Consider the following 19,464-nt stretch of genomic DNA (forward strand, 5'->3'; position numbering starts at 1 on the left):
TCCTATTGGACACCGAGGGTATGTGCGTTGCATTCAAAAGCTGTGCAGCACTGCCTGGAAACGGGCACTGGATCGAAGTTGAATGCATCAACTTGTCGTGGCTGGGCAATCCCTTTCCCAGCCACGCCCGGATAGCTCAGCGAGCGTGAGAAATGAATTCGTCCTTATCACTCCTTGAAGAGTCGTTGAAACTGCACACTGCCCGGCTGAAACGGCTGCAGCGGTTGTGGGTGCCGCTGCAACAGCGCGCGCCCAAGTGGGTATTGGCGCTGTGGATCATCGGCGTAGCCGTTTCGCTGGCAACCCAATGCTGGTGCCATTGGTTCGTGACCGCGCCGCTGATCTGCGCGTTGATCATCGCGGAAATCGTGATCGACGAGGCGCAGATGACCCTGCTGCTGCGCACCGATGCCGTGCGCGATTTGTTGAGAGCAGCCCATGGCAGTTCATACGCCTGACGCTGTGGTTTGCGGGTTGTTGTGGCTTGCCGGCTTTTTGTGGTGAGCGGGCTTGCCCCGCTCACCACAAAAAGCCCGTAAACCACAACCTGAACATCCCCTCGGACCGTGCCTTGTTCGCCGCGTAATACGCCGCCACCGCCTTGCCCACCGTGCTCTCACGTGCCTGCATCGTTTGCAGAACATCAGCAGGTCGCACTTAAAATGTACATGCATGTCGAGCATTATTGACACACCTGTACATTTACCCTAATTTCAAATCGCCAAGCCTGATGATGCCCACGACGGAGCACACTCTGATGTCCAGCGATCCCCTGCTGCAGCCCTACAAGATCAAGCACCTGACACTGCGCAACCGGATCATGACCACGGCCCACGAACCGGCCTACCCGGTGGACGGCATGCCGCAGGCGCTGTACCGCGCCTACCACGTCGAACGCGCCAAGGCCGGCGTGGCCCTGACCATGACCGCAGGCTCCGCCGCGGTGTCGCGGGACAGCCCGCCGGTGTTCAACAACGTGCTGGCGTACAAGGATGAAGTGGTCGGCTGGCTGAAGGACTTGACGGACGAGTGCCACGAACACGGCGCGGCGGTGATGATCCAGCTGACGCACCTGGGCCGCCGCACACGCTGGGACAAGGCCGACTGGCTGCCGGTGGTGTCGCCTTCACACCGGCGCGAGCCCTCACACCGCTCCTTCCCGAAGAAGCTGGAAGACTGGGACATCGAGCGGATCATCAAAGACTACGTCGACGCGGCCGAGCGCATGCAGGCCGCCGGGTTGGATGGCCTGGAGCTGCAAGCCTACGGGCATTTGATGGACCAGTTCTGGTCGCCGCTCACCAACGATCTGGATGGCCCGTACGGCGGTTCGCTGGAAAACCGCATGCGTTTTACCTTCGATGTCCTGCGCGGCATTCGCCAGCGGGTCGGTGAAGACTTCCTGCTGGGCGTGCGCTACACCGGCGACGAGGCGCTGCCGGGCGGGTTCAATGCCAGCGAAGGTTTGCAGGTGTCGCACCTGCTCAAGGACAGCGGGCTGGTGGACTTCCTCAATGTGGTGCGCGGGCATATCGACACGGACGCGGGCCTTACCGATGTGATCCCGATCCAGGGCATGCGCAACTCGCCGCACCTGGATTTTGCCGGCGAGATTCGCGCATCTACCGGGTTCCCCACCTTCCATGCGGCGAAAATCCCTGATGTCGCCACGGCGCGCTACGCCATCGCATCAGGCAAGGTGGACATGGTCGGCATGACCCGCGCCCATATGACCGACCCGCATATCGTGCGCAAGATCATCGAGCGGCGTGAAGAAGACATTCGGCCCTGCGTCGGCGCCAATTACTGCCTGGACCGCATCTACCAGGGCGGTGCCGCGTACTGCATCCACAACCCCGCCACCGGTCGCGAGACCAGCATGCCCCATGCCATTCCCAAGGCAGCGGTGCGGCGCAAAGTGCTGATTATCGGCACGGGACCTGCCGGGCTGGAAGCAGCGCGGGTCGCCGGCGAGCGCGGGCATGACGTCACGGTGCTGGAAGCGGCGGACCGGCCCGGCGGGCAGATCCGCCTGACCGCCCTGAGCGAGCGGCGCCGCGAGATGATCGGCATCATCGACTGGCGCATGGGCCAGTGCGAACGCCTCGGGGTCAAGTTCCACTTCAACACCTGGGCCGAAGCCGAGACGGTGCTGGCAAATGAGCCGGACGTGGTAATCGTGGCCACTGGCGGCCTGCCCCACACCGAGGTGCTGGCCCAGGGCAATGAACTGGTGGTGTCGACCTGGGACATCATTTCCGGCGACGTCAAGCCGGGGCGCCATGTACTGATCTTCGACGACGCCGGCGACCACGCGGCGCTGCAAGCGGCCGAGGTGATTGCGCAGAGCGGTGCCAGCGTGGAAATAGTCACGCCGGACCGCTCGTTCGCGCCGGAAGTCATGGCCATGAACCTGGTGCCCTACATGCGCAGCCTGCAGGACCTGGACGTGACCTTTACCGTGACCTATCGGGTCGAGACGGTGGAAAAACGCGACGGTCGGCTGCTGGTCACTTTCGGCAGTGACTACGGCACGGTGCACAAGCAGCGGGTGGTGGACCAGGTGGTGGTCAACCACGGCACCCTGCCGCTGGATGACCTGTACTTCGACCTGCGTGGGCATTCCAGCAACGGCGGCGCGGTCGAGCAGCATGACTTGATCGCCGGCAACGCGCAGCACCTGGTGACCAACCCCGAGGGTCGCTTCCAACTGTTCCGCATCGGCGATGCGGTGGCCGCACGCAACACCCATGTGGCGATCTACGACGCGTTGCGGTTGGTCAAGGACCTCTAAAGCGGCTCAAACACCCCCGGTGCGGTCTCGGCGTAGCCAAACGCCCCGAAGAAGCGGTCCAGTTCGCGCCGCTTCAAGGCCTTGCCGGTGAACACGCTGACGTACTGGGGAATACGCCGGAAGCGCACCACCACGTCCTCGCTGGTGTTCATCGAGATGTAGCCGATCTGCGTGAGGTAGATGGTCCGCGCGCGCACATCGGCGGCCTCGTCATCGTAGCCAAAGCGCCGGAACATGCCGGTCAGCGCGTTGATACGGGTGTCATCGGCCAGGGCGATTTCCGCACTGACTTCTGCCGACTGCATGGCCCAACTGCGCACGGCAAATTCGAACTGCGAGTCGAACAGTTCAGGGTTCAGCCAGCATTCAAAGACGTTGAGAATCGCCTCGCAAATGCTTTCGGCGTAACGCTCGCACTGGTGCACCAGGTTGCCGGTGTTCTTGTCGCGCCAACGGGCCAGCAAGGCGGCGAGCAGTTGCTCGCGGTCCTCGAAGAACCAATAGAAACTGGTACGCGACAAGCCCAACTGCTTGGCCAGCGGCATCACGCGCACGGCGTCGATGCCCGACTCTTTCAACGCCGCGTAGGCGGCGTCCAGCCACACATCGACCGAGCCTCGCCAGCCCGTGTCCTGGTTCTTGCCTCGCGGTTTTGCCGATTGCGCCATCCGGGGGTCACCTTTGCCTGGGAATTGCCGGCCACTCTACACCCCACGCTGCGTGGTGCACAGCGAGTGTACAGCGGCGTACATTTCCCAGCCTGCGCCCTACCCCAATTCACGCTTGAGCTGCTCGCGATCCAACGCCCCATCCCAGCGCGCAATGAACAGCGTGGCAACGCCGTTGCCGATCACGTTGATCAGCGCGCCACCCTCCGAGATAAACCGGTACACGCCCAACACCAGCACCAGGCCCGCCGCCGGGATCACATCGATCGAGCCAAGGGTGGCGGCCAGGGTAATAAACGCACCACCCGTCACGCTCGCCGCGCCTTTGGAAGTCAGCAGCAGAATCAACAGCAGGGTCACCTGGTGATACAGCGACACGTCAATGTCCAGCGCCTGGGCAATGAAGATCGCCAGCACCGTCATGTTGATGCAGCTGCCGTCGAGGTTGAAGCAGTAACCGGACGGCACCACCAGGCCGACAGTGGACTTCTCGCAGCCGAGCTTTTCCAGCTTGCCCATCAGGCGCGGCAAGGCCGATTCGGAGGACGACGTACCCAGCACCAGCACCAGTTCTTCACGGATGTACTTGAGGAACTTCCAAAGGCTGAAACCGGCCAGCCGCGCCACCAGGTTGAGCACCACGAACACGAATACCAGCCCGGTGGCGTAGTAGCACAGCAGCAGGTTCACGTAGGCGCCCAGGGACTGTACGCCGTATTTGCCCACGGTGAACGCCATGCCGCCGAACGCGCCCAGCGGCGCCAGGTACATGACGATCTTGAGCATCCGGAAGAACGCCTTGGCCACTAGGTCGATGGTGTTGAGCAACGGCTTGCCAGTGTCGCCCAGCAGTTGCAGGCCAAAGGCAAACAGCACCGAGATGAACAACACATGGAGGATGTCGCCGTCGGTAAACGCACCGAACACGGTGCTGGGCACGATGTGGGTGAGGAAGCCGACCACGCTCTGGTCGTGGGCCGCCTTGGTGTAGCCGGCGATGGCCGCAACGTCGAGGCTGGCCGGGTCGATGTGCATGCCGGCGCCCGGCTTGAACAGGTTGACGCCGATCAGGCCGACCACCAGGGCGATGGTGGTCAGTACTTCAAAGTAGACCAGCGACTTGAAGCCGATGCGGCCGATGCGCTTGAGGTCCTGCATGCCGGCGATACCGCTGACCACCGTGCAGAAGATGATCGGCGCGATCAGCATCTTGATCAGCTTGATGAAGGTGTCGCCCAAGGGCTTCATCTGTTCGCCCAGGCCCGGGCTGAAGTGGCCGAGGATCACCCCCAGCACAATGGCCGCCAGCACTTGCACATACAGGTGCTGGTACAGCGGTGTGCGCCGTGCCGGCGCCTGATTCACGGAGTCGACGGACGAGCTGATTATTTTTGTCATGGCTCTGCCTATAGGTTTCAGGAAGGAAGTCGCTGGGGCGTTCAGGTCACCACGTTGGTCGGTCGGTGTGCCGCGAATGCCTCGATGTTGGCGGCCAGCACGGCCTTGAGGCGTGCGACGCTGCTTTGGCTGGCCCAGGCGACGTGGGGCGTGACCAGCAGATTGGGATGCTCGCAATGCAGCAACGAGTGGTCGGCCTGCGGCGGCTCCACGTGCAGCACATCCAGCGCCGCGCCGCCCAATTGACCACTGGCGAGCCCATCGAGCACGGCGTTTTCATCCACCAGCGCACCGCGTGCGGTGTTGATCAGCAACGCGCCGGGCTTCATCCGGGCGATCTCGGCGGCGCCGATCAGGTAGCGCGTGTGGGGCGTGAGCGGGCAATGCAAGGTCAGCGCATCGGACCTGGCCAACACCTCGTTGAAGGCGGTGTAGCCCGCCCTCACCTGCGGCGCGCCACGGTGTTCGGCGAACAGCACGGTGATGTCGAGGGCCTTGGCCAGGCGCGCCACGCGGCTGCCGATATCACCGCGCCCGACGATGCCCAGGGTCGAGCCTTGCAGGTCCTGGATCGGCGCGCCGTGCACGCAAAAATGCGACGACTGCGGCCACTGGCTGGCAGACGCCGCGCGGTACGCCAGCAGGTGGCGGCGCAGCGCAAACAAGGCGCCAATAACCGATTCGGCCACACTGACCGCGCTGTACGCCGGCACGTTGCACACCGTCACGCCCTGATCGCGGCAGGCGGCGATGTCCACGCAGTCGTAGCCGGTGGCCGCCACGCAGATCAGTTGCAAGCGCGGCAATTGCGCCAGGGTCGCACGGTCGATGCGCACCTTGTTGGTGATCGCCACGTCGGCGTCGGCCAGGGCTTCAAGCACTTGCTCGGGGCGGGTGGTTTCGCGCGCGGTCCAGGCGCTGGCTTGAGCCGGGCGCGGCAACGCTGACGGCAGGCTCGCGCCGTCGAGAAACACGATATTCATGCAGGCACCTGCTCGGAGATTTCGATGAGGTTCAGGTCCGGGTCACGCACATACACCGAGCGAATCGGCCCGGTCGCACCGGTACGCAGCACCGGGCCCTCGATGATCGGCCAGGCCTGGGTGTTCAAATGGCTGACCACCGCGTCCAGCGAGACACTGGCGATAAAGCACAGGTCCAGCGCACCCGGCACCGGCAGGTGGGCCTTGGGCTCGAACTCATGCCCGCGCTCGTGCACATTGATTTTCTGGTTGCCGAAACGGAAAGCGATGCGGCCATTGCCAAAGGTCTCCAGGCGCAGGCCCATGACGCGGGTGTAGAAGTCTGTGCAGGCGGCAAGGTCAATCGTGGTGAGGACCAGGTGGTCGAGATGATCAATCATGGTGGGCTACCTGTTGGCTGAGGCTGTGCACGTGTGCAGGAATGGGATGCAGGTCCAGGCGCTTGCCGGCCTTGAGGATCTGGCTGGGGGTGGCATGGCCGATCAGCCCCGGCAAGCGGGCGGACGCCGCCAGTACGCGGTCCAGGTGCAGGCCGGTGTCATAGCCCATCAGGTCGAGCATGTGCACCAGGTCTTCCATGCACACGTTGCCACTGGCGCCGGGGGCATAGGGGCAGCCGCCGAGGCCGCCAAGAGAAGCGTCGAAGCGGTCGATTCCAGCCTGCAACGCGCCCAGGGTATTGGCCAGCGCCATGCCCCGGGTGTTATGGAAATGCAGGGTCAGTTGCAGCTCGGGAAAGCGCTCGCGCACCTGCCGTGACAAAGTCTCCACCTGCGTCGGATAGGCCATCCCGGTGGTGTCGCACAGCGTGACGCCGCGCACACCCAGCTCGGCGAACCGCCCGACCCAGGCCAGCACCTCGTCGACCGGCACATCCCCCTGCATCGGGCAACCAAACACCGTGGACAGCGACACATTGACCGCCACCGGCCCACGCCCGATCACCCCCACCACTTCCCTGAGCTGGGCGAACGACTGTTCGCGGGTCATGCGCAGGTTGGAACGGTTGTGCGGCTCGCTCACCGACATCACCAGGTTGGCCTCGTCGATGCTACAGCCCAGCGCCCGTTCGGCACCACGCACGTTGGGCACCAGCACCGTGTATTCCACGCCGCTTTGGCGCTGGATCCCGGCCATCACCGCCTCGGCATCGCGCAAGGCGGGGATGGCCTTGGGCGAGGTGAACGAGGTCACTTCGATCTTGGCGTAGCCGCACTGGCTCAGCGCATCGATCAGGGCGATTTTCTGCTCGGTGTCGATAAAGCTCTTTTCGTTCTGGAAGCCGTCACGGGTGGCGACTTCCTGCAGGTACAGGCGTTTCATTGAAGGGCTCCTTGGTTCAGATCAGGCCGCGAGCGCGCCAGGCGGCACGGGTCGGTGCGTCGATACCGATGCCGTCGAGCACCGCATCGGTGTGCTGCCCCAGGCTCGGCGCGCGCGACTGCACGCGGCCAGGTGTGGCGGTCAGCTTGGGGACAATGCCGGGCAAGGTGACGGCGGTGCCGTCGTCCAGCTGGCTGGCGAGCAGCATGTCGCGCGCCTGGTAATGGGGGTCGGCGGCAATGTCGGCGGCGTCGTAGATCTTGCCGGAGGGGATGTTGGCGTCCTTCAGCGCGGCGAGTACCGCATCGAGGTTGCGCTCGGCCGTCCAGGTTGAAATCGCCGCGTCGATGCGGGCCACATGGCGTACGCGGCCATCGTTCTGCGCCAGTTCCGGGTCGTCGGCCAGGTCCAGGCGTTCGATCTTCTCCATCAAGCGTCGGTAGATGCTGTCGCCATTGCCGGCGATCAACGCATACTTTCCATCCTTGCAACGGTAGGCGTTGGTCGGCGCGATGCCGGGCAAGCTGCTGCCGGCCGGTTCGCGCACCGTGCCGAACACCGAATATTCAGGAATCAGGCTTTCCATCAGGTTGAACACCGACTCGTACAAGGCCACATCCACCTGCTGGCCGGCGCCGTGCTGCTGCTCGCGATGGCGCAGGGCAAGCAGCACACCGATCACCCCGTGCAAGGCGGACAGCGAGTCGCCGATCGACACCCCGACGCGCACCGGCGTACGCCCCGGCTCGCCGGAAAGATGGCGCAAACCGCCCATGGCCTCGCCGATCACCCCAAAGCCCGGCAGGTCGCGATACGGCCCGGTCTGGCCGTAGCCGGAGACCCGCAGCATGACCAGGCCGGGGTTGATCGCCGACAGTGCATCCCAGCCCAGGCCCCATTTTTCAAGGGTGCCGGGGCGGAAGTTCTCGATCAGGATGTCGGCGTCCTTGACCAGCCGCATGACCACTTCACGGGCTTCGCCCTGGCGCAGGTCGAGGGTGACCGATTGCTTGTTGCGCGACTGGGCGGCCCACCACACCGACGTGCCGTCGTGCAGCAGGCGCCATTTGCGCAGGGGGTCACCGGTGATTGGCGGTTCGATCTTGATCACTTCGGCGCCGAACTCGGCGAGGATCTTGGCGGCGAAGGGTCCGGCAATCAGTTGGCCCATTTCGACCACCTTGATGCCTTCCAGGGGTAGGCTCATGACGTTGTCCGTTGTTGTTGGAGGCGATGACCGGATAATCCGCGCAAAGACAGGTCGTGAGAATTTCAAAGATTTCCACTACTCTTTCCAGATTGGAAACCCAGGGCGTAAATATGATCAACCTGCTGCAACTGGACCTGGTGTCGCTGCGCCTGCTGGTGCTGGCCGCCAACACGCAAAACCTCACCCAGGCGGCCAACGGCGCGCACATGACCGTTTCCGCCGCGAGCAAGCGCCTGGCCGAACTCGAACGGGTGACCCATTGCACCCTGTTCAACCGCGTCCCCCGCGGCTTGCAACTCACGCCGGCCGGTCGAGGCCTGGCCGAGCATGCGCGCACAATGCTCGACGTCGCCCAGCAGATGGCCCATGACGCCGACGATTACGCCAAGGGTGTACGTGGGCATGTGCGGCTGTTTGCCAACACCTCGGCGGTGATCCAGTTCCTGCCGGCAGACTTGGCGGCCTTTCTGGCGGCCAACCCCCACGTGCGTATCGAACTGGAAGAAGCCCTGAGCGACCGTACGATTCACGCCGTGGAAAACGGCGAGGCCGAGATCGGCATTTTTGCCGACAACGTGCCCGCACCCGGCTTGCACGTGCGCCCCTACCGACGCGACCGCCTGGTGGTGCTGGTGCCGCAGACGCATGCGCTGGCGCAGTGCTCAAGCGTGTCCCTGGCCGATACCCTCGACTTTGACTACGTCGCCTTGAACCAGGGCAGCTCGCTGCTGCGGCGCATCAACGATGCCGCCGCCGGCACCGGCAAGCGCTTGAAGGTGCGTATCCAGGTCAGCAGCTTTGATGGGATCTGCCGGATGATCGAGGCGGGATTGGGGATTGGTATCCTGCCGTTGGGGTCGGTGCATCCCGAACTGCTGCAAGCGAAACTGCGGGCGATACCGCTGGAGGGGGAATGGGCGGCGCGGACCTTGTATGTCGGCGTGGCGGATCCGGCGCGGCTGTCACCGGAGGCAGCGAATCTGTTCGGCTATTTGAGTAGCCTTGACGATTGACGCACATCAAAACCCACCATGAACAATGCACGCTCGAGACTGAGGAGCGTCGTATCCTGCCCCTGTACCTTGAGTATCCGAATCACCTCACACAGGATGCGGCTTGTGGTTCGCACAAGCTCGGCCCACACCTCGGATTGATGTGGCTGCCCTGCGCGGCTTTTTTTGTAAAGATCGTCAAATGTGAAGCTCCCTCGCGAAGGGTCACGTGTTTCGACTGTGTTATTGGCCGTTTTCTGCCTGGGGCCCCAGCGAAAAGCAAGATCCTGCGGAACCTTACATTCCTCTGTCCCATCCAGCCATTTTCGCACCAACAACCCCAGCGCGGCCCCCACCCGGCCATCGTAGATGATGATGCCCTCAGGAGCCGCAGCAGCGTAGATCTTGGTCATCGCGGAATTCATCAGCAGTTTCGTGCCGTCGAAAACCGCCAGTGACTGGTTGTTCGTAGGGCCAAGCAGTGCGATCGCACGAAGGATAGAGCAGCACAGAGTCCTCTCGGCAGCCTGCGTCTGCACCCACCGCACGGACGCATTACCGGGCCTATTGCCAACGCCTCCCCATTTGAATATTTCCAGGCAGGCCGCGCGCGCATCAACGCACTGGTTCTCAACGAGCGCCTTGCGAAGTCGCGCTGCAATACTGGCGAAGTCATCAGGTGCTTTTTTTTCCGGCCAGGAGTAGTGCCTGGCTGCCTCGGCCAGGGACAAACACCACCAGTCGTTGCTCTGGCGCTGAGGGTGTTGCCGCCATGGCTTCCACACCCGACTCCTGGTGATCGGATAACGATGCTCGAAAGCACCTGGAGCACCTGACCAGAGGTTCGCCAGATAGTCAGCAAACGCGTGTTGAGCCGGGCTCAGGTTGCCAGCGGAGGATCGTATTTGAAGCGTATCCAGTTCAACCAATGCTGCGCACGCCGATGAGACTGTCTGAGCCGCCAATTGCGTCATGCTGACTTCCTTGCCTGGTCCAAAAATGGGATTGATGGCAAACACTAAAGGTCGCCTTGCGTCCCGCGCAAGGTTTCAATTTAGGCTGTCCTACTAAAGCTTTCATCCGCAGGGCCGATGTAGTGCTATGGAGCATGCTTTGCAAGCATGAAGTCCCACACCAACAAGGATGTTGTGAATGCCTCAGGCAACTTATTCCACGGCTGTTTTTGAGCCGATCTCGCGACGCACTCCTCCTATACGCCTAATACCGTTTCATTGCCGCTGGACTGAACCGGCCATGGCGGCTGCCTGCGATTCACCCATGTGCCAGACCAACGAGCAGCACCCCTCCCACCGTGGGCTCGCGTGACACTCGGCACATCACCTCCTGACGTTACACCTTCATCCCTTAGACGCCAGCACACAAGGAACTGTAATGAACGCGCCCCAAGACCTTAACCGCCTGTACTCCGACGTTTCAGACAGTATCGCCAGCGCCATGGCCGATATTCTGGAACTGAATGTCGAGCACAAAGAGGGCAAGCGCGAAGTTGGCAACATGACCGAGAAGCTTCGCGCCATCCAGGTTCGTTTCGATGGTGAACTCGACCAGTTGAAAACCCATGCCGAGTGGGACGTGTTCACCCTGGCGTTTTTCGGCGAAACCAATGCGGGCAAGAGCACGATCATCGAATCATTGCGCATTCTGTTCAAAGAAGAGTCCCGGCAAGCGCTGCTGGAACATAACGCCCACGACTTGGTGAAGTATGAACAGGCGCTGGCTGAACACATCGATGGATTGCGCGAAGGGCTGAATGCGGTTTACGCGGAGTATGCAGCGCAAATCACTGAAATCCGCCAGGGGACGCGTCATCTTTCCGAGATTTTGCAGGAAGAGGCCCTGTCCAGAAACCGCATCGCTGAGTCCGAGGCCCTGGCCCGAACCGCCCTCGCGCAGCAAGAGGCCAATGCCCGATTAAAGAATGAGCAAGCAGCCGCCGCGCAACAGCTTGAAGCCGAACAGGCAATAGCCGCCCAACAGCTGAAGGCCCAGCAGGAAGAGGCGGCGCAACGACTGCAACTGGCCCATGAACAATCCAACGCCAGAATCAGGACGAAGTTGATTGTTTTTACCTGCGGCGGACTGGTTCTGGGGGCTGCGGCATCGGCAGCGCTCTTGAAACTGGCAGGAGCGTGAAATGAACAATTTCGAGCTCGACGAACTGTTCGATGAAGCGACCACCCTGTCGAATGAGGGGACCATCGCAAGCCCCTTCACTCACATCAAGACCGCCTCGGCCACCCTGGATGAGGTGTTGAACCAGCGGCTGGCCAGCGTGTATTCCGGGACCTTGGTCCTTAGCCGGAAAAAGGCGCTGGCCTCGCGCACAGACGGTCGCATCATTGGTACAGGCGAAGAGGACTTCACCAAGGGCAATACGTTCTACACCCTCAACTACAAGGGCAAACGCTTTCAGTTGATCGATGTGCCCGGCATTGAGGGTGACGAAGGAAAGTACGCTCATATGGTCCGCGAAGCAGTAGCCAAAGCGCACCTGGTGTTCTACGTCAATGGCACCAACAAGAAGCCTGAGAAAGCCACTGCAGAGAAGATTCGCGCCTATTTGCGCCTCGGCACCCAAGTGTGTCCCCTGGTGAACGTGCGCGGTAACGCTGACCAATTCGAATTCGACGGCGTTCCTGCGTCTCTGGAAAGCGATGGCGACTCGACAAAGGCATTGCAGCAAACCATCGGTGTACTTGAGTCCGCGCTGGGCGCCAAGGCCATGCAGCCCGGACATTGCGTGCAGGGCTTGCTCGCCTTTTCATCCCTGGCCATTGCACCAGGGACCGAACGCACGAGCATCCACCCGTCCCGGGATCGGGACCTGGTCATTCACCAGCGCAATTACCGCAAGTATTTCGCCTCGTCGAAAGCCATGTATGAGTTCAGCCAGATCAAATCAGTCGCCCGCGTGCTTCACGGAAAACTGGGCACGTTCAAAGAAGACATGATCGAAAGCAACAAGACCAAAGTGCATGAATTGCTGGTGGAAAACCTCGCCATCCTGCAAGCGCTCCACACGCAGCACGAAATGTTCATCGCCCGGACAGAGCCGGAATTCAAAAAATGCCGCGCGGCTATCAAAGATGGGCTGGTCAGGTTCGAACGCCTTTTGCAGGATGGCCGAAAAAACCTGTGGAACGGACTCTTCATCGATTTGAGTGCCCGCGCCGACAACATCGTTGAGGAACATTTTGGCAACAACGATTTGATTTCCACCAAAATCCAGCGCGCCTTCCGCGAGCGTCAGGAGCAACTGAAAAACGACTTGCAGACCCAGTTCGAAAAGTACCTGGCAGAGCTCCAGGGTGACCTTGTGCAGGCCATGCAGCGCTTGCTCGAGGATGTTTCGCGGGTTGAATTCGAGCAGGCCGTGGCTTATGTAGCAGAAGACCTCAATGCCAGCTACAAGACACCCGAACTGGGCCTTGGCCTGGATCTTAAAGACTATGGCTGGATGCTGTTCAACGTTGGTTCTTATGCCCTTGCAGGAGCAGGTATCGGCACCGCGTTTCCTGTTGTCGGCAACCTGATTGGCGCGGCCGTCGGCGCCGCAGTGGGCTTTTTGATCAACCTCATGAATTTCCTTCTCAGCGAGGAAAAACGCATCCGCAAAGCCCAGGCTCAAGTCCAGGAAAAGATCGCAGAGGCACGCGCCAAGGCTGTGGACTCCCTGCGTGATGAACTCAAGGAGTTGCTCGCACCGATTCGCAGCCAAATCGAAGAGAAGGTCCTCGGACAAGTCAGCGACATCCATGCATCCCTGATTCGCCCGCTGCACATCATCAAGCAGCAGATGGCCCTGATGCAGCGCACTAAAGATCAACTGGAGAAAATGCCCCATGGAACAATTCACGCAATTTAATGTTGATAAACAGGCAGCGATCAAAGGACTGGATCAGCTTCGGTTCATCCTGAAAGAGCTGGGCGAGCTAGGCGCCGACGTTAATGCCGAAATGGAAAAGATTGATTCCGCTGTCAACGCGATCGAGTCCGACGTTCTACGTATTGCGCTGCTGGGCGCCTTCTCCGACGGCAAGACCAGCGTGATCGCTGCATGGCTGGGTAAAATCATGGCCGACATGAAGATCGACATGGACGAGTCCTCCGATCGCCTGGCGATTTACACGCCAGAAGGCCTGCCCGGCAAATGCGAGATCGTCGATACCCCAGGCCTCTTTGGCGACAAGGAAAAGACTGTCGATGGCCAACAGGTGGTTTATGAAGACCTGACCAAGCGTTACATCTCCGAAGCGCATCTGATCTTGTACGTCGTGGACGCCACCAATCCGCTCAAGGATAGCCACAGTGCTATCGCCAAGTGGGTACTGCGCGACTTGAACAAACTGTCTTCGACGGTCTTCGTCATCAATAAAATGGATGAAGTGACTGACTTGACCGAACAGGCGCTGTTCGACGATCAAGCCGCCATCAAAAAAGACAACTTGAAAGCCAAGCTGCAGCGGGCCGCCAACCTGACCTCGGAAGAACTGGCACGTTTGAATATCGTCTGCCTGGCCTCTAACCCCGGTGGCCGCGGCCTGGAATTCTGGTTCAGCAAACCCGAGCATTATGAAAGCCGCTCGCGGATCAACGACCTGAAAGCCATGACCACTCGCATTCTGCAGGACAACGTACCCGCGGTCCTGATGGCCAAGACCGGCATGGACGTGGTCCGCGATGTCGTCGGCCAGCATGTGGCCCAGGCTGAAGAGCAATTGGGCAGACTGGATGCGTTCGCACAACAGAACGCCGAGGAGTCCGAACGGATCAAACAGGACATTTCCAAGGGCCGCCGCGACGTCAAACGTCTTGCCGGGGAGTTGTTCGAGGAGCTGCGAAATATCGAAAACGAATTGCTGGGCAAGCTCCGCCCTTTGTCACTGGAGAACATCCGTGACTTTCTCGAGGACGAAATCGGCTACACCGAAGAAGGTGTCGGCTATAAGCTCAACCTGAGGATCAAGAGCGCCATCGACCGGTCGTTCGATCAATCGTCCAAGGTCACCAGCCGCATTTCCCAGGACATCGGGCGTCAGCTCGACTCAAGTGAGAGCTTCCTCAATGCCATGAGCGAAGGCGCACTCAAGTCCATGGGCGGCGCGGCGAAAGGCATCGCCAACCTGAGCCCGGACATCATCAAGGGTGCAGTGTTTGCCGCGCGCGATGTGCTGGGCTCGGTAACCGGCGTCGTCATCAAATTCAAGCCGTGGCAGGCAACCAAAATCGCCGGGGCCATTTCCAAATGGGCCGGTCCTGCCGGTGCAGCCTTCACCCTGACCTCAGACCTCCTGAGTGCCTACAAGGCTCACGAACTCGAACAGGAACTCAAAACCGCCAAAGAGTCCATTACCACGGTCATCAAGAGTTCCTTCAAGGACATCTACGACCTGATCGGCGATGACGAAAAACTGCTCGACTTCTTTGCGCCACAGCTCAAGACGTTTGAAAAGATCGTAGCCGCCGTTGATGAGCGCTCAGCGTTCATCCGTACGAACCAGGAAAAGCTGATTCACGTACGTGAAAAGCTGAGCGCACTGGGGCTTCCTGGCACCACCACGCGCTAAACATGAGCGTTGACGGCTCAGCGCCCGGATTGGCGTGAAAGTGCTCTTAGCCCCAGCCCTTTCAAGGTCTTTGAAAAACCGACCCAATCTGGCTGATACCATCCCAATAAGGGCGGACACTGCAACTGTGGCGAGCGGGCTTGTCCCGCGTTGGGTTGCGAAGCGACCCTAGATGGAGGAATGCGGTGAATCAGGCACTCTTCGGCCGGGGGTTTCAGAGCTGCTTCGCAGCCCAACGCGGGACAAGCCCGCTCGCCACAGGGTATTACCGCCTGTTCTACCTAAAGGCCTTGAAAGGGCTGGCTCTTAGCCCGGGATCGGCTCGCCGTTGAACGCCTCGACTTCGCGTATCAGGCCCTGTGCCGCCATCATCACCAGGTCTCGCCCTTTCTCCGGGGAGGCCTGCGCCGGGTCCGAGCCCATGCGCCCATCGATGTGGCGGGCGCGGAAGTCGAAGGCTTCGCGAATCGGCCCCCACGGCGCGATCTGGGGTGAGTAATCGGCGGTTTTGATCGAGTCCGGGTAGGCCCATTGGGTCACGGCGATTTCGGACGGCGTGGCATGGATACCGTGGCCGGTGGGGAACTGCTCCTTGGCCAGTTCGCCCACCCCGTCGAGGTCCCACCAGTTGCATAACTTCAGGGCGAACCCCGCAGGGCGACGGGCAAAGCTGGCTTCGGCATACAGCTCGGAAAACGCCGCTTCAATGGAGGCGACGTTGCCGCCATGGCCATTGAGAAACAGGATCTTTTCAAAACCATGGGCTGCCAGCGAATGCACCCAATCGCTGATCGCGGCAATGAACGTCGAGGGCCGCAATGAGATCGTACCGGGGAAGCCGATATGGTGCTGGGCCATGCCGATGTTGAAGGTCGGCGCGATCAGGATATCGGCGTTTTTTTGCGCCTGGCACGCAATGATCTCGGGGCACATCCAGTCGGTGCCGAGCAGCCCGGTCGGCCCGTGCTGTTCGTTGGAGCCGATGGGGATGACGATGGTGCGGCTGCGCTCGAGAAAGTGGCCGATCTCGGCCCATGTCGACAGGTATAGAAGCATCTTGGGTTCCTCATGGTTTTCAATGATGGCGGGCCACTCAACCCGCGCTGTACTCGCCCGCCGCGCCGGTGCGCGTTCGCGGTTTGGTCGCAATGATCACGAACGCCGCGCACAGGAACACGCAGCCCACGGCTACGACCCCCGTGTTCAAGCTGCCGGTGGCGGTTTTGGCCCAGCCGATCATGGCCGGGCCCCAGAAACCACCGGACAGCCCGATGGTGTTGATCAAGGCAATGCCGCCTGCGGCCGCATCGCCCTTGATGTGCTCGGAGGGCATCGCCCACAACACGGTGTAGGCCATGAACATCATGCTGATCGACAGCGTCAGTAAGGTCATCGACCCCACCAGGTGGCCACCCGCCAAGGGGTAGAGCATCAGCAAAAGCGCGCCGATGGCCGCCGGGACGGCACAGTGCAGCCGGCGCTCGCCCAGGCGGTCCGAGCGGCGCCCGATCCAGTACATGCCCAGTGCCGCCCCGACATAGGGCATGGCGGCATACCAGCCCACTTGCTGGGTGTCTTGCAGGCCCAGGGTCTTGATGATCGCCGGCAGCCAGAAACTCATGGCGTAGATCGAGAAGATGATGCAGAAGTATGCCGAGGCCAGGACATACAGCTTAGGGTCGCGCAGTACCGCACGGAATGAATGGCTGCGCGCATTCGCCGTGCCCAGTTCGGTTTCCAACAGTTGCTTTTCCGCCTCATTCAGCCAAGGCGCATCGGCGGGCCGGTCGGACAGCACGCAGTACATGAGCACGCCGAGCAATACACAGGGCAAGCCTTCAATCAAAAACATCCATTGCCAGCCGGCCAGACCGCCGACACCGGCAAGCGTGGTGATCAGCCAGGCCGACAAGGGTCCGCCCAGAATGCCGCCCATGGGGCCGGCGATAAACACAATGGCAATCGCCCGCGCCATGCGGTTCGGGCCGTACCAGCGCGACAGGTAATAGATCATGCCTGGGGCAAACCCGGCCTCGAACACGCCGAGCAAAAAACGCATCGCATAGAACGTCGGTACATCGCGCACGAACAACATGCACGCCGAGGTGATACCCCACAGCACAAGGATTCGGCTGAAGGTTTTACGCGCCCCGATGCGGGGCAGCATCAGGGTGCTGGGCAGTTCGAACAGCACATAGCCAATGAAGAAAATCCCCGCGCCGGCGCCGTAGGCGGCATCGGACAAGCCCAGGTCACTTTGCATCTGCAGCTTGGCAAACCCCACGTTGATGCGGTCCAGGTACGCAAAGACATAGCCGATGAACAACAGCGGCAGCAGCCGCCAGTTGAGCTTGTGGTAGAGGGCAGAAATGGCTGAATGTTCTGCCGGCGCCCGGGAGGTTGGCATACGAGTCTCCAATTGTTTTTGTGGGTCTGCGTGCTTGCCAATTCAGGGTGCGCCGGCCCACCATCGGCAGCAAGAGCAACTAAGTTCACTTAGCGTTGCTTTGTAGACAACACAACTTCCAAGGCGGATCATCCTTCATGCGTGAGATCAATCAACAACGTCTTCGCTACTTCCACGAAGTGCTGGTGCACGGTTCGATCAGGGGGGCGGCAGACAGCATCAACACCTCGCCCTCGGTGATCACCCGCCAGATCAAGCTGTTGGAAGAAGAACTGGGCGCCAAGCTGTTCGAGCGCCAGGCCCGTGGCGTTCAGCCCACCGAGGCGGCGGCGCATCTGCTGGAGTTCTGGCGCGGCTATCGCTCGCACCAGGAAAAACTCGAAGACCAATTGCAAGCGATCAAGGGCCTGCAACAAGGCCATGTGCGGGTGGTGATCAGCGAAGGTTATGTGGATGCGCTGGTCGACAACGTGCTCGCGCCTTTCAGCAAGCAATACCCCAGGCTTGAAATCACCCTGGACATCCTGCCGGTGGACGATGTGCTCAACGAAGTTGCCGAAAACCGCGCGCATATCGGCCTGGCCTACAACCCGCCGCCCCATCCACACATCGACTACCGCGCCGCCTCGCTGCAGCCGGTGATGTTGCTGGTGCGCCCGGACCATTCGCTGGCGGTGCGAGGCACCATGGCGACGGTGACCGAGGTATTGGAATGCCCATTGGTGCTGACGCCGACCACGTTTGGTATCGGCCATGCCATCACCCTGCTGGAGTACGCCGAGAAGATCGAAGTACGCCCGACCCTGGTCAGCAACTCCCTGGCGGCACTCAAGCGCCTGGTCGCGACTGGCGGCTTTGCCTCGCTGGCCGGGGAGTTCGCGGCCTACCGGGAAATTGAAAACGGCGAGCTGGCGTCGGTGCTGATCGACCATCCGCTGTTGCTGGGGGTGGAGGCCAAGCTGTTGGTGAAGGCCTCAAGACCATTGGCGGCGCCCGCCCAGGAACTGTTGACGTGGATGCTCAAGCGGTTGCCGATGTTTAAAGCGCAGAGCGATTCACTTCCCCGACGTTGAGGACTTGACCCAGCGACTTATCAGTTCCAGGGAACCCGGCACATAGGCGTGACGCCCCAGTGCCATGAACGCGTACTCTTTCCATGCCGGCCATTGCGATACCAATTGATCATTGAACAGGCCGGCCCTCAACAAACTGTGGGTGGCGTTGGGGATGACCACAACGTGCCTACCCCGGGTGCCAGCAAACATCTTCCGGTAGACGCTTGAGTCCTCGGCCGTATTGACATTCAGGTCCTGGTCGCCCCAGACCGCCAGCACCGGGCCCTTCATGGTTTTCACTGCGGCAGTAACGTCTTCGTTGTAGTTTTTCTGGACGAAGTTGAAATGAGCGCGGTCCATACCGGGAAACAGGTGGGGGCTGTAGGCTTGATTCGCTGTGCCGAAAACCTTGTCGTTCCTCTCGTATTGCTCTTTGACGATGGCGTCGATCTCATCCTGGGAACGGCCTTCCTCGGCCAATCGTACCTGCGTGTAGTACATGCCTTGCCGGCGCCAGCTCACGGCCCCGCCGATAATCACTGAAAAGCCTGGGTCGCCTCCACTGGCGGCACGCGGAATGACCCAGCCGCCTTGGGAAAAACCCAGAAACCCGACCTTATCCGGTGCAACCCCCTCCTGCTTGCGCACCTGGGCGAGCGCGGCCACCGCTTCCGTGGCACGGTCCGCCATCGACTGGCTGAGCCAATGGCCTGTGCTCTCGCCGATCCCCTGTTTGTCCCAGGTAAACACGCCGATTCCAGCGTCGAGCAAACTGTTGATCAGCGGGAAGTAGCCGTGGGCTGCGAAGCGGTCCATGGGACCATCCCCATGAATGATCAGCGCCACGGGCGGCGCCTGGACATGCAATGGCAAGACCAGCGTCCCGACCAACTGTGCGTCGCCAGAGCGAAACGTCAGCGTCGAAACCCGAGCGTCCGTCAACTCCATATCGGACAGGTTTTGCAGGACGAACACCGCCAATCCCAGCAGCATCGCGCAGATGCCTGCACCTGCAAACACCGCGTGTTTTTTTTGCAGACTCACTG

Annotated in this window: 17 protein-coding genes; 7 read left to right on the top strand and 10 right to left on the bottom strand. The window is 61.1% G+C overall.

Annotation, left to right across the window (positions count from 1 at the left end; translation table 11 throughout):
* Positions 1 to 152 precede the first annotated feature (152 nt).
* On the top strand, positions 153 to 458 hold the full coding sequence (locus NL123_RS19650) for a hypothetical protein (RefSeq protein WP_248487700.1): 306 nt from the start codon (positions 153 to 155) through the stop codon (positions 456 to 458).
* Between the two features lie 299 nt (positions 459 to 757).
* Positions 758 to 2,794: an oxidoreductase gene (locus NL123_RS19655; protein WP_494356145.1), complete on the top strand. Its 2,037-nt coding sequence runs from the start codon at positions 758 to 760 to the stop codon at positions 2,792 to 2,794.
* Here the strand turns inward: NL123_RS19655 and NL123_RS19660 are convergent.
* From NL123_RS19660 to NL123_RS19685, 6 genes are all read right to left on the bottom strand, one after another.
* Complete coding sequence (locus tag NL123_RS19660; RefSeq protein ID WP_494356146.1) at positions 2,791 to 3,462, bottom strand: TetR/AcrR family transcriptional regulator; 672 nt, start codon at positions 3,460 to 3,462, stop codon at positions 2,791 to 2,793. The two genes, NL123_RS19655 and NL123_RS19660, sit on opposite strands and share 4 nt — an antisense overlap.
* A 99-nt stretch (positions 3,463 to 3,561) precedes the next feature.
* Entirely contained in the window at positions 3,562 to 4,860 is a 1,299-nt protein-coding gene (dctA, locus tag NL123_RS19665) for a C4-dicarboxylate transporter DctA (RefSeq protein WP_494356147.1), read from the bottom strand.
* 41 nt (positions 4,861 to 4,901) lie between these two features.
* The gene (locus NL123_RS19670) at positions 4,902 to 5,843 is read right to left on the bottom strand and encodes a D-2-hydroxyacid dehydrogenase (protein ID WP_494356148.1); all 942 of its coding nucleotides are present in this window, start codon (positions 5,841 to 5,843) and stop codon (positions 4,902 to 4,904) included.
* Positions 5,840 to 6,223: a VOC family protein gene (locus NL123_RS19675; protein ID WP_179029012.1), complete on the bottom strand. Its 384-nt coding sequence runs from the start codon at positions 6,221 to 6,223 to the stop codon at positions 5,840 to 5,842. The genes NL123_RS19670 and NL123_RS19675 overlap by 4 nt, the downstream gene beginning before the upstream one ends.
* Entirely contained in the window at positions 6,216 to 7,166 is a 951-nt protein-coding gene (locus NL123_RS19680; RefSeq protein ID WP_494356149.1) for a hydroxymethylglutaryl-CoA lyase, read from the bottom strand. The genes NL123_RS19675 and NL123_RS19680 overlap by 8 nt, the downstream gene beginning before the upstream one ends.
* Positions 7,167 to 7,182: 16 nt before the next feature.
* Positions 7,183 to 8,373, bottom strand: a complete 1,191-nt coding sequence (locus NL123_RS19685; RefSeq protein WP_248487694.1) for a CaiB/BaiF CoA transferase family protein — start codon at positions 8,371 to 8,373, stop codon at positions 7,183 to 7,185.
* Positions 8,374 to 8,486: 113 nt separating this feature from the next.
* On the opposite strand from NL123_RS19685, the gene NL123_RS19690 reads away from it, so the two are divergent.
* Complete coding sequence (locus NL123_RS19690; RefSeq protein ID WP_494356150.1) at positions 8,487 to 9,389, top strand: LysR family transcriptional regulator; 903 nt, start codon at positions 8,487 to 8,489, stop codon at positions 9,387 to 9,389.
* Here the strand turns inward: NL123_RS19690 and NL123_RS19695 are convergent.
* Positions 9,365 to 10,342, bottom strand: coding sequence for a hypothetical protein (locus tag NL123_RS19695; protein WP_494356151.1), 978 nt, complete (start codon positions 10,340 to 10,342; stop codon positions 9,365 to 9,367). The two genes, NL123_RS19690 and NL123_RS19695, sit on opposite strands and share 25 nt — an antisense overlap.
* Before the next feature lie 418 nt (positions 10,343 to 10,760).
* Here NL123_RS19695 and NL123_RS19700 point away from each other — a divergent pair, with 418 nt between their 5' ends.
* The 3 genes from NL123_RS19700 to NL123_RS19710 are packed head-to-tail and all read left to right on the top strand — an operon-like array spanning position 10,761 to position 14,956.
* Positions 10,761 to 11,522, top strand: a complete 762-nt coding sequence (locus tag NL123_RS19700; protein ID WP_248487691.1) for a hypothetical protein — start codon at positions 10,761 to 10,763, stop codon at positions 11,520 to 11,522.
* A 1-nt stretch (position 11,523) separates the two neighbouring features.
* Positions 11,524 to 13,254, top strand: coding sequence for a hypothetical protein (locus NL123_RS19705; RefSeq protein ID WP_494356152.1), 1,731 nt, complete (start codon positions 11,524 to 11,526; stop codon positions 13,252 to 13,254).
* Positions 13,232 to 14,956, top strand: coding sequence for a LeoA/HP0731 family dynamin-like GTPase (locus tag NL123_RS19710; RefSeq protein ID WP_494356153.1), 1,725 nt, complete (start codon positions 13,232 to 13,234; stop codon positions 14,954 to 14,956). Before NL123_RS19705 ends, NL123_RS19710 begins: the two co-directional genes overlap by 23 nt.
* 306 nt (positions 14,957 to 15,262) lie before the next feature.
* On the opposite strand, the gene NL123_RS19715 is transcribed toward NL123_RS19710, so the two are convergent.
* The gene (locus tag NL123_RS19715; protein WP_248487688.1) at positions 15,263 to 16,012 is read right to left on the bottom strand and encodes a creatininase family protein; all 750 of its coding nucleotides are present in this window, start codon (positions 16,010 to 16,012) and stop codon (positions 15,263 to 15,265) included.
* Between the two features lie 37 nt (positions 16,013 to 16,049).
* Positions 16,050 to 17,363: an MFS transporter gene (locus NL123_RS19720; RefSeq protein WP_248487687.1), complete on the bottom strand. Its 1,314-nt coding sequence runs from the start codon at positions 17,361 to 17,363 to the stop codon at positions 16,050 to 16,052.
* A gap of 137 nt (positions 17,364 to 17,500) precedes the next feature.
* Here NL123_RS19720 and NL123_RS19725 point away from each other — a divergent pair, with 137 nt between their 5' ends.
* The gene (locus tag NL123_RS19725) at positions 17,501 to 18,436 is read left to right on the top strand and encodes a LysR family transcriptional regulator (RefSeq protein WP_494356154.1); all 936 of its coding nucleotides are present in this window, start codon (positions 17,501 to 17,503) and stop codon (positions 18,434 to 18,436) included.
* Here the strand turns inward: NL123_RS19725 and NL123_RS19730 are convergent.
* Positions 18,419 to 19,462, bottom strand: coding sequence for an alpha/beta hydrolase family protein (locus tag NL123_RS19730; RefSeq protein WP_248487685.1), 1,044 nt, complete (start codon positions 19,460 to 19,462; stop codon positions 18,419 to 18,421). The genes NL123_RS19725 and NL123_RS19730 overlap by 18 nt on opposite strands.
* Positions 19,463 to 19,464 lie beyond the last annotated feature (2 nt).

This window comes from Pseudomonas sp. FBCC-B1565 (assembly GCF_059133265.1).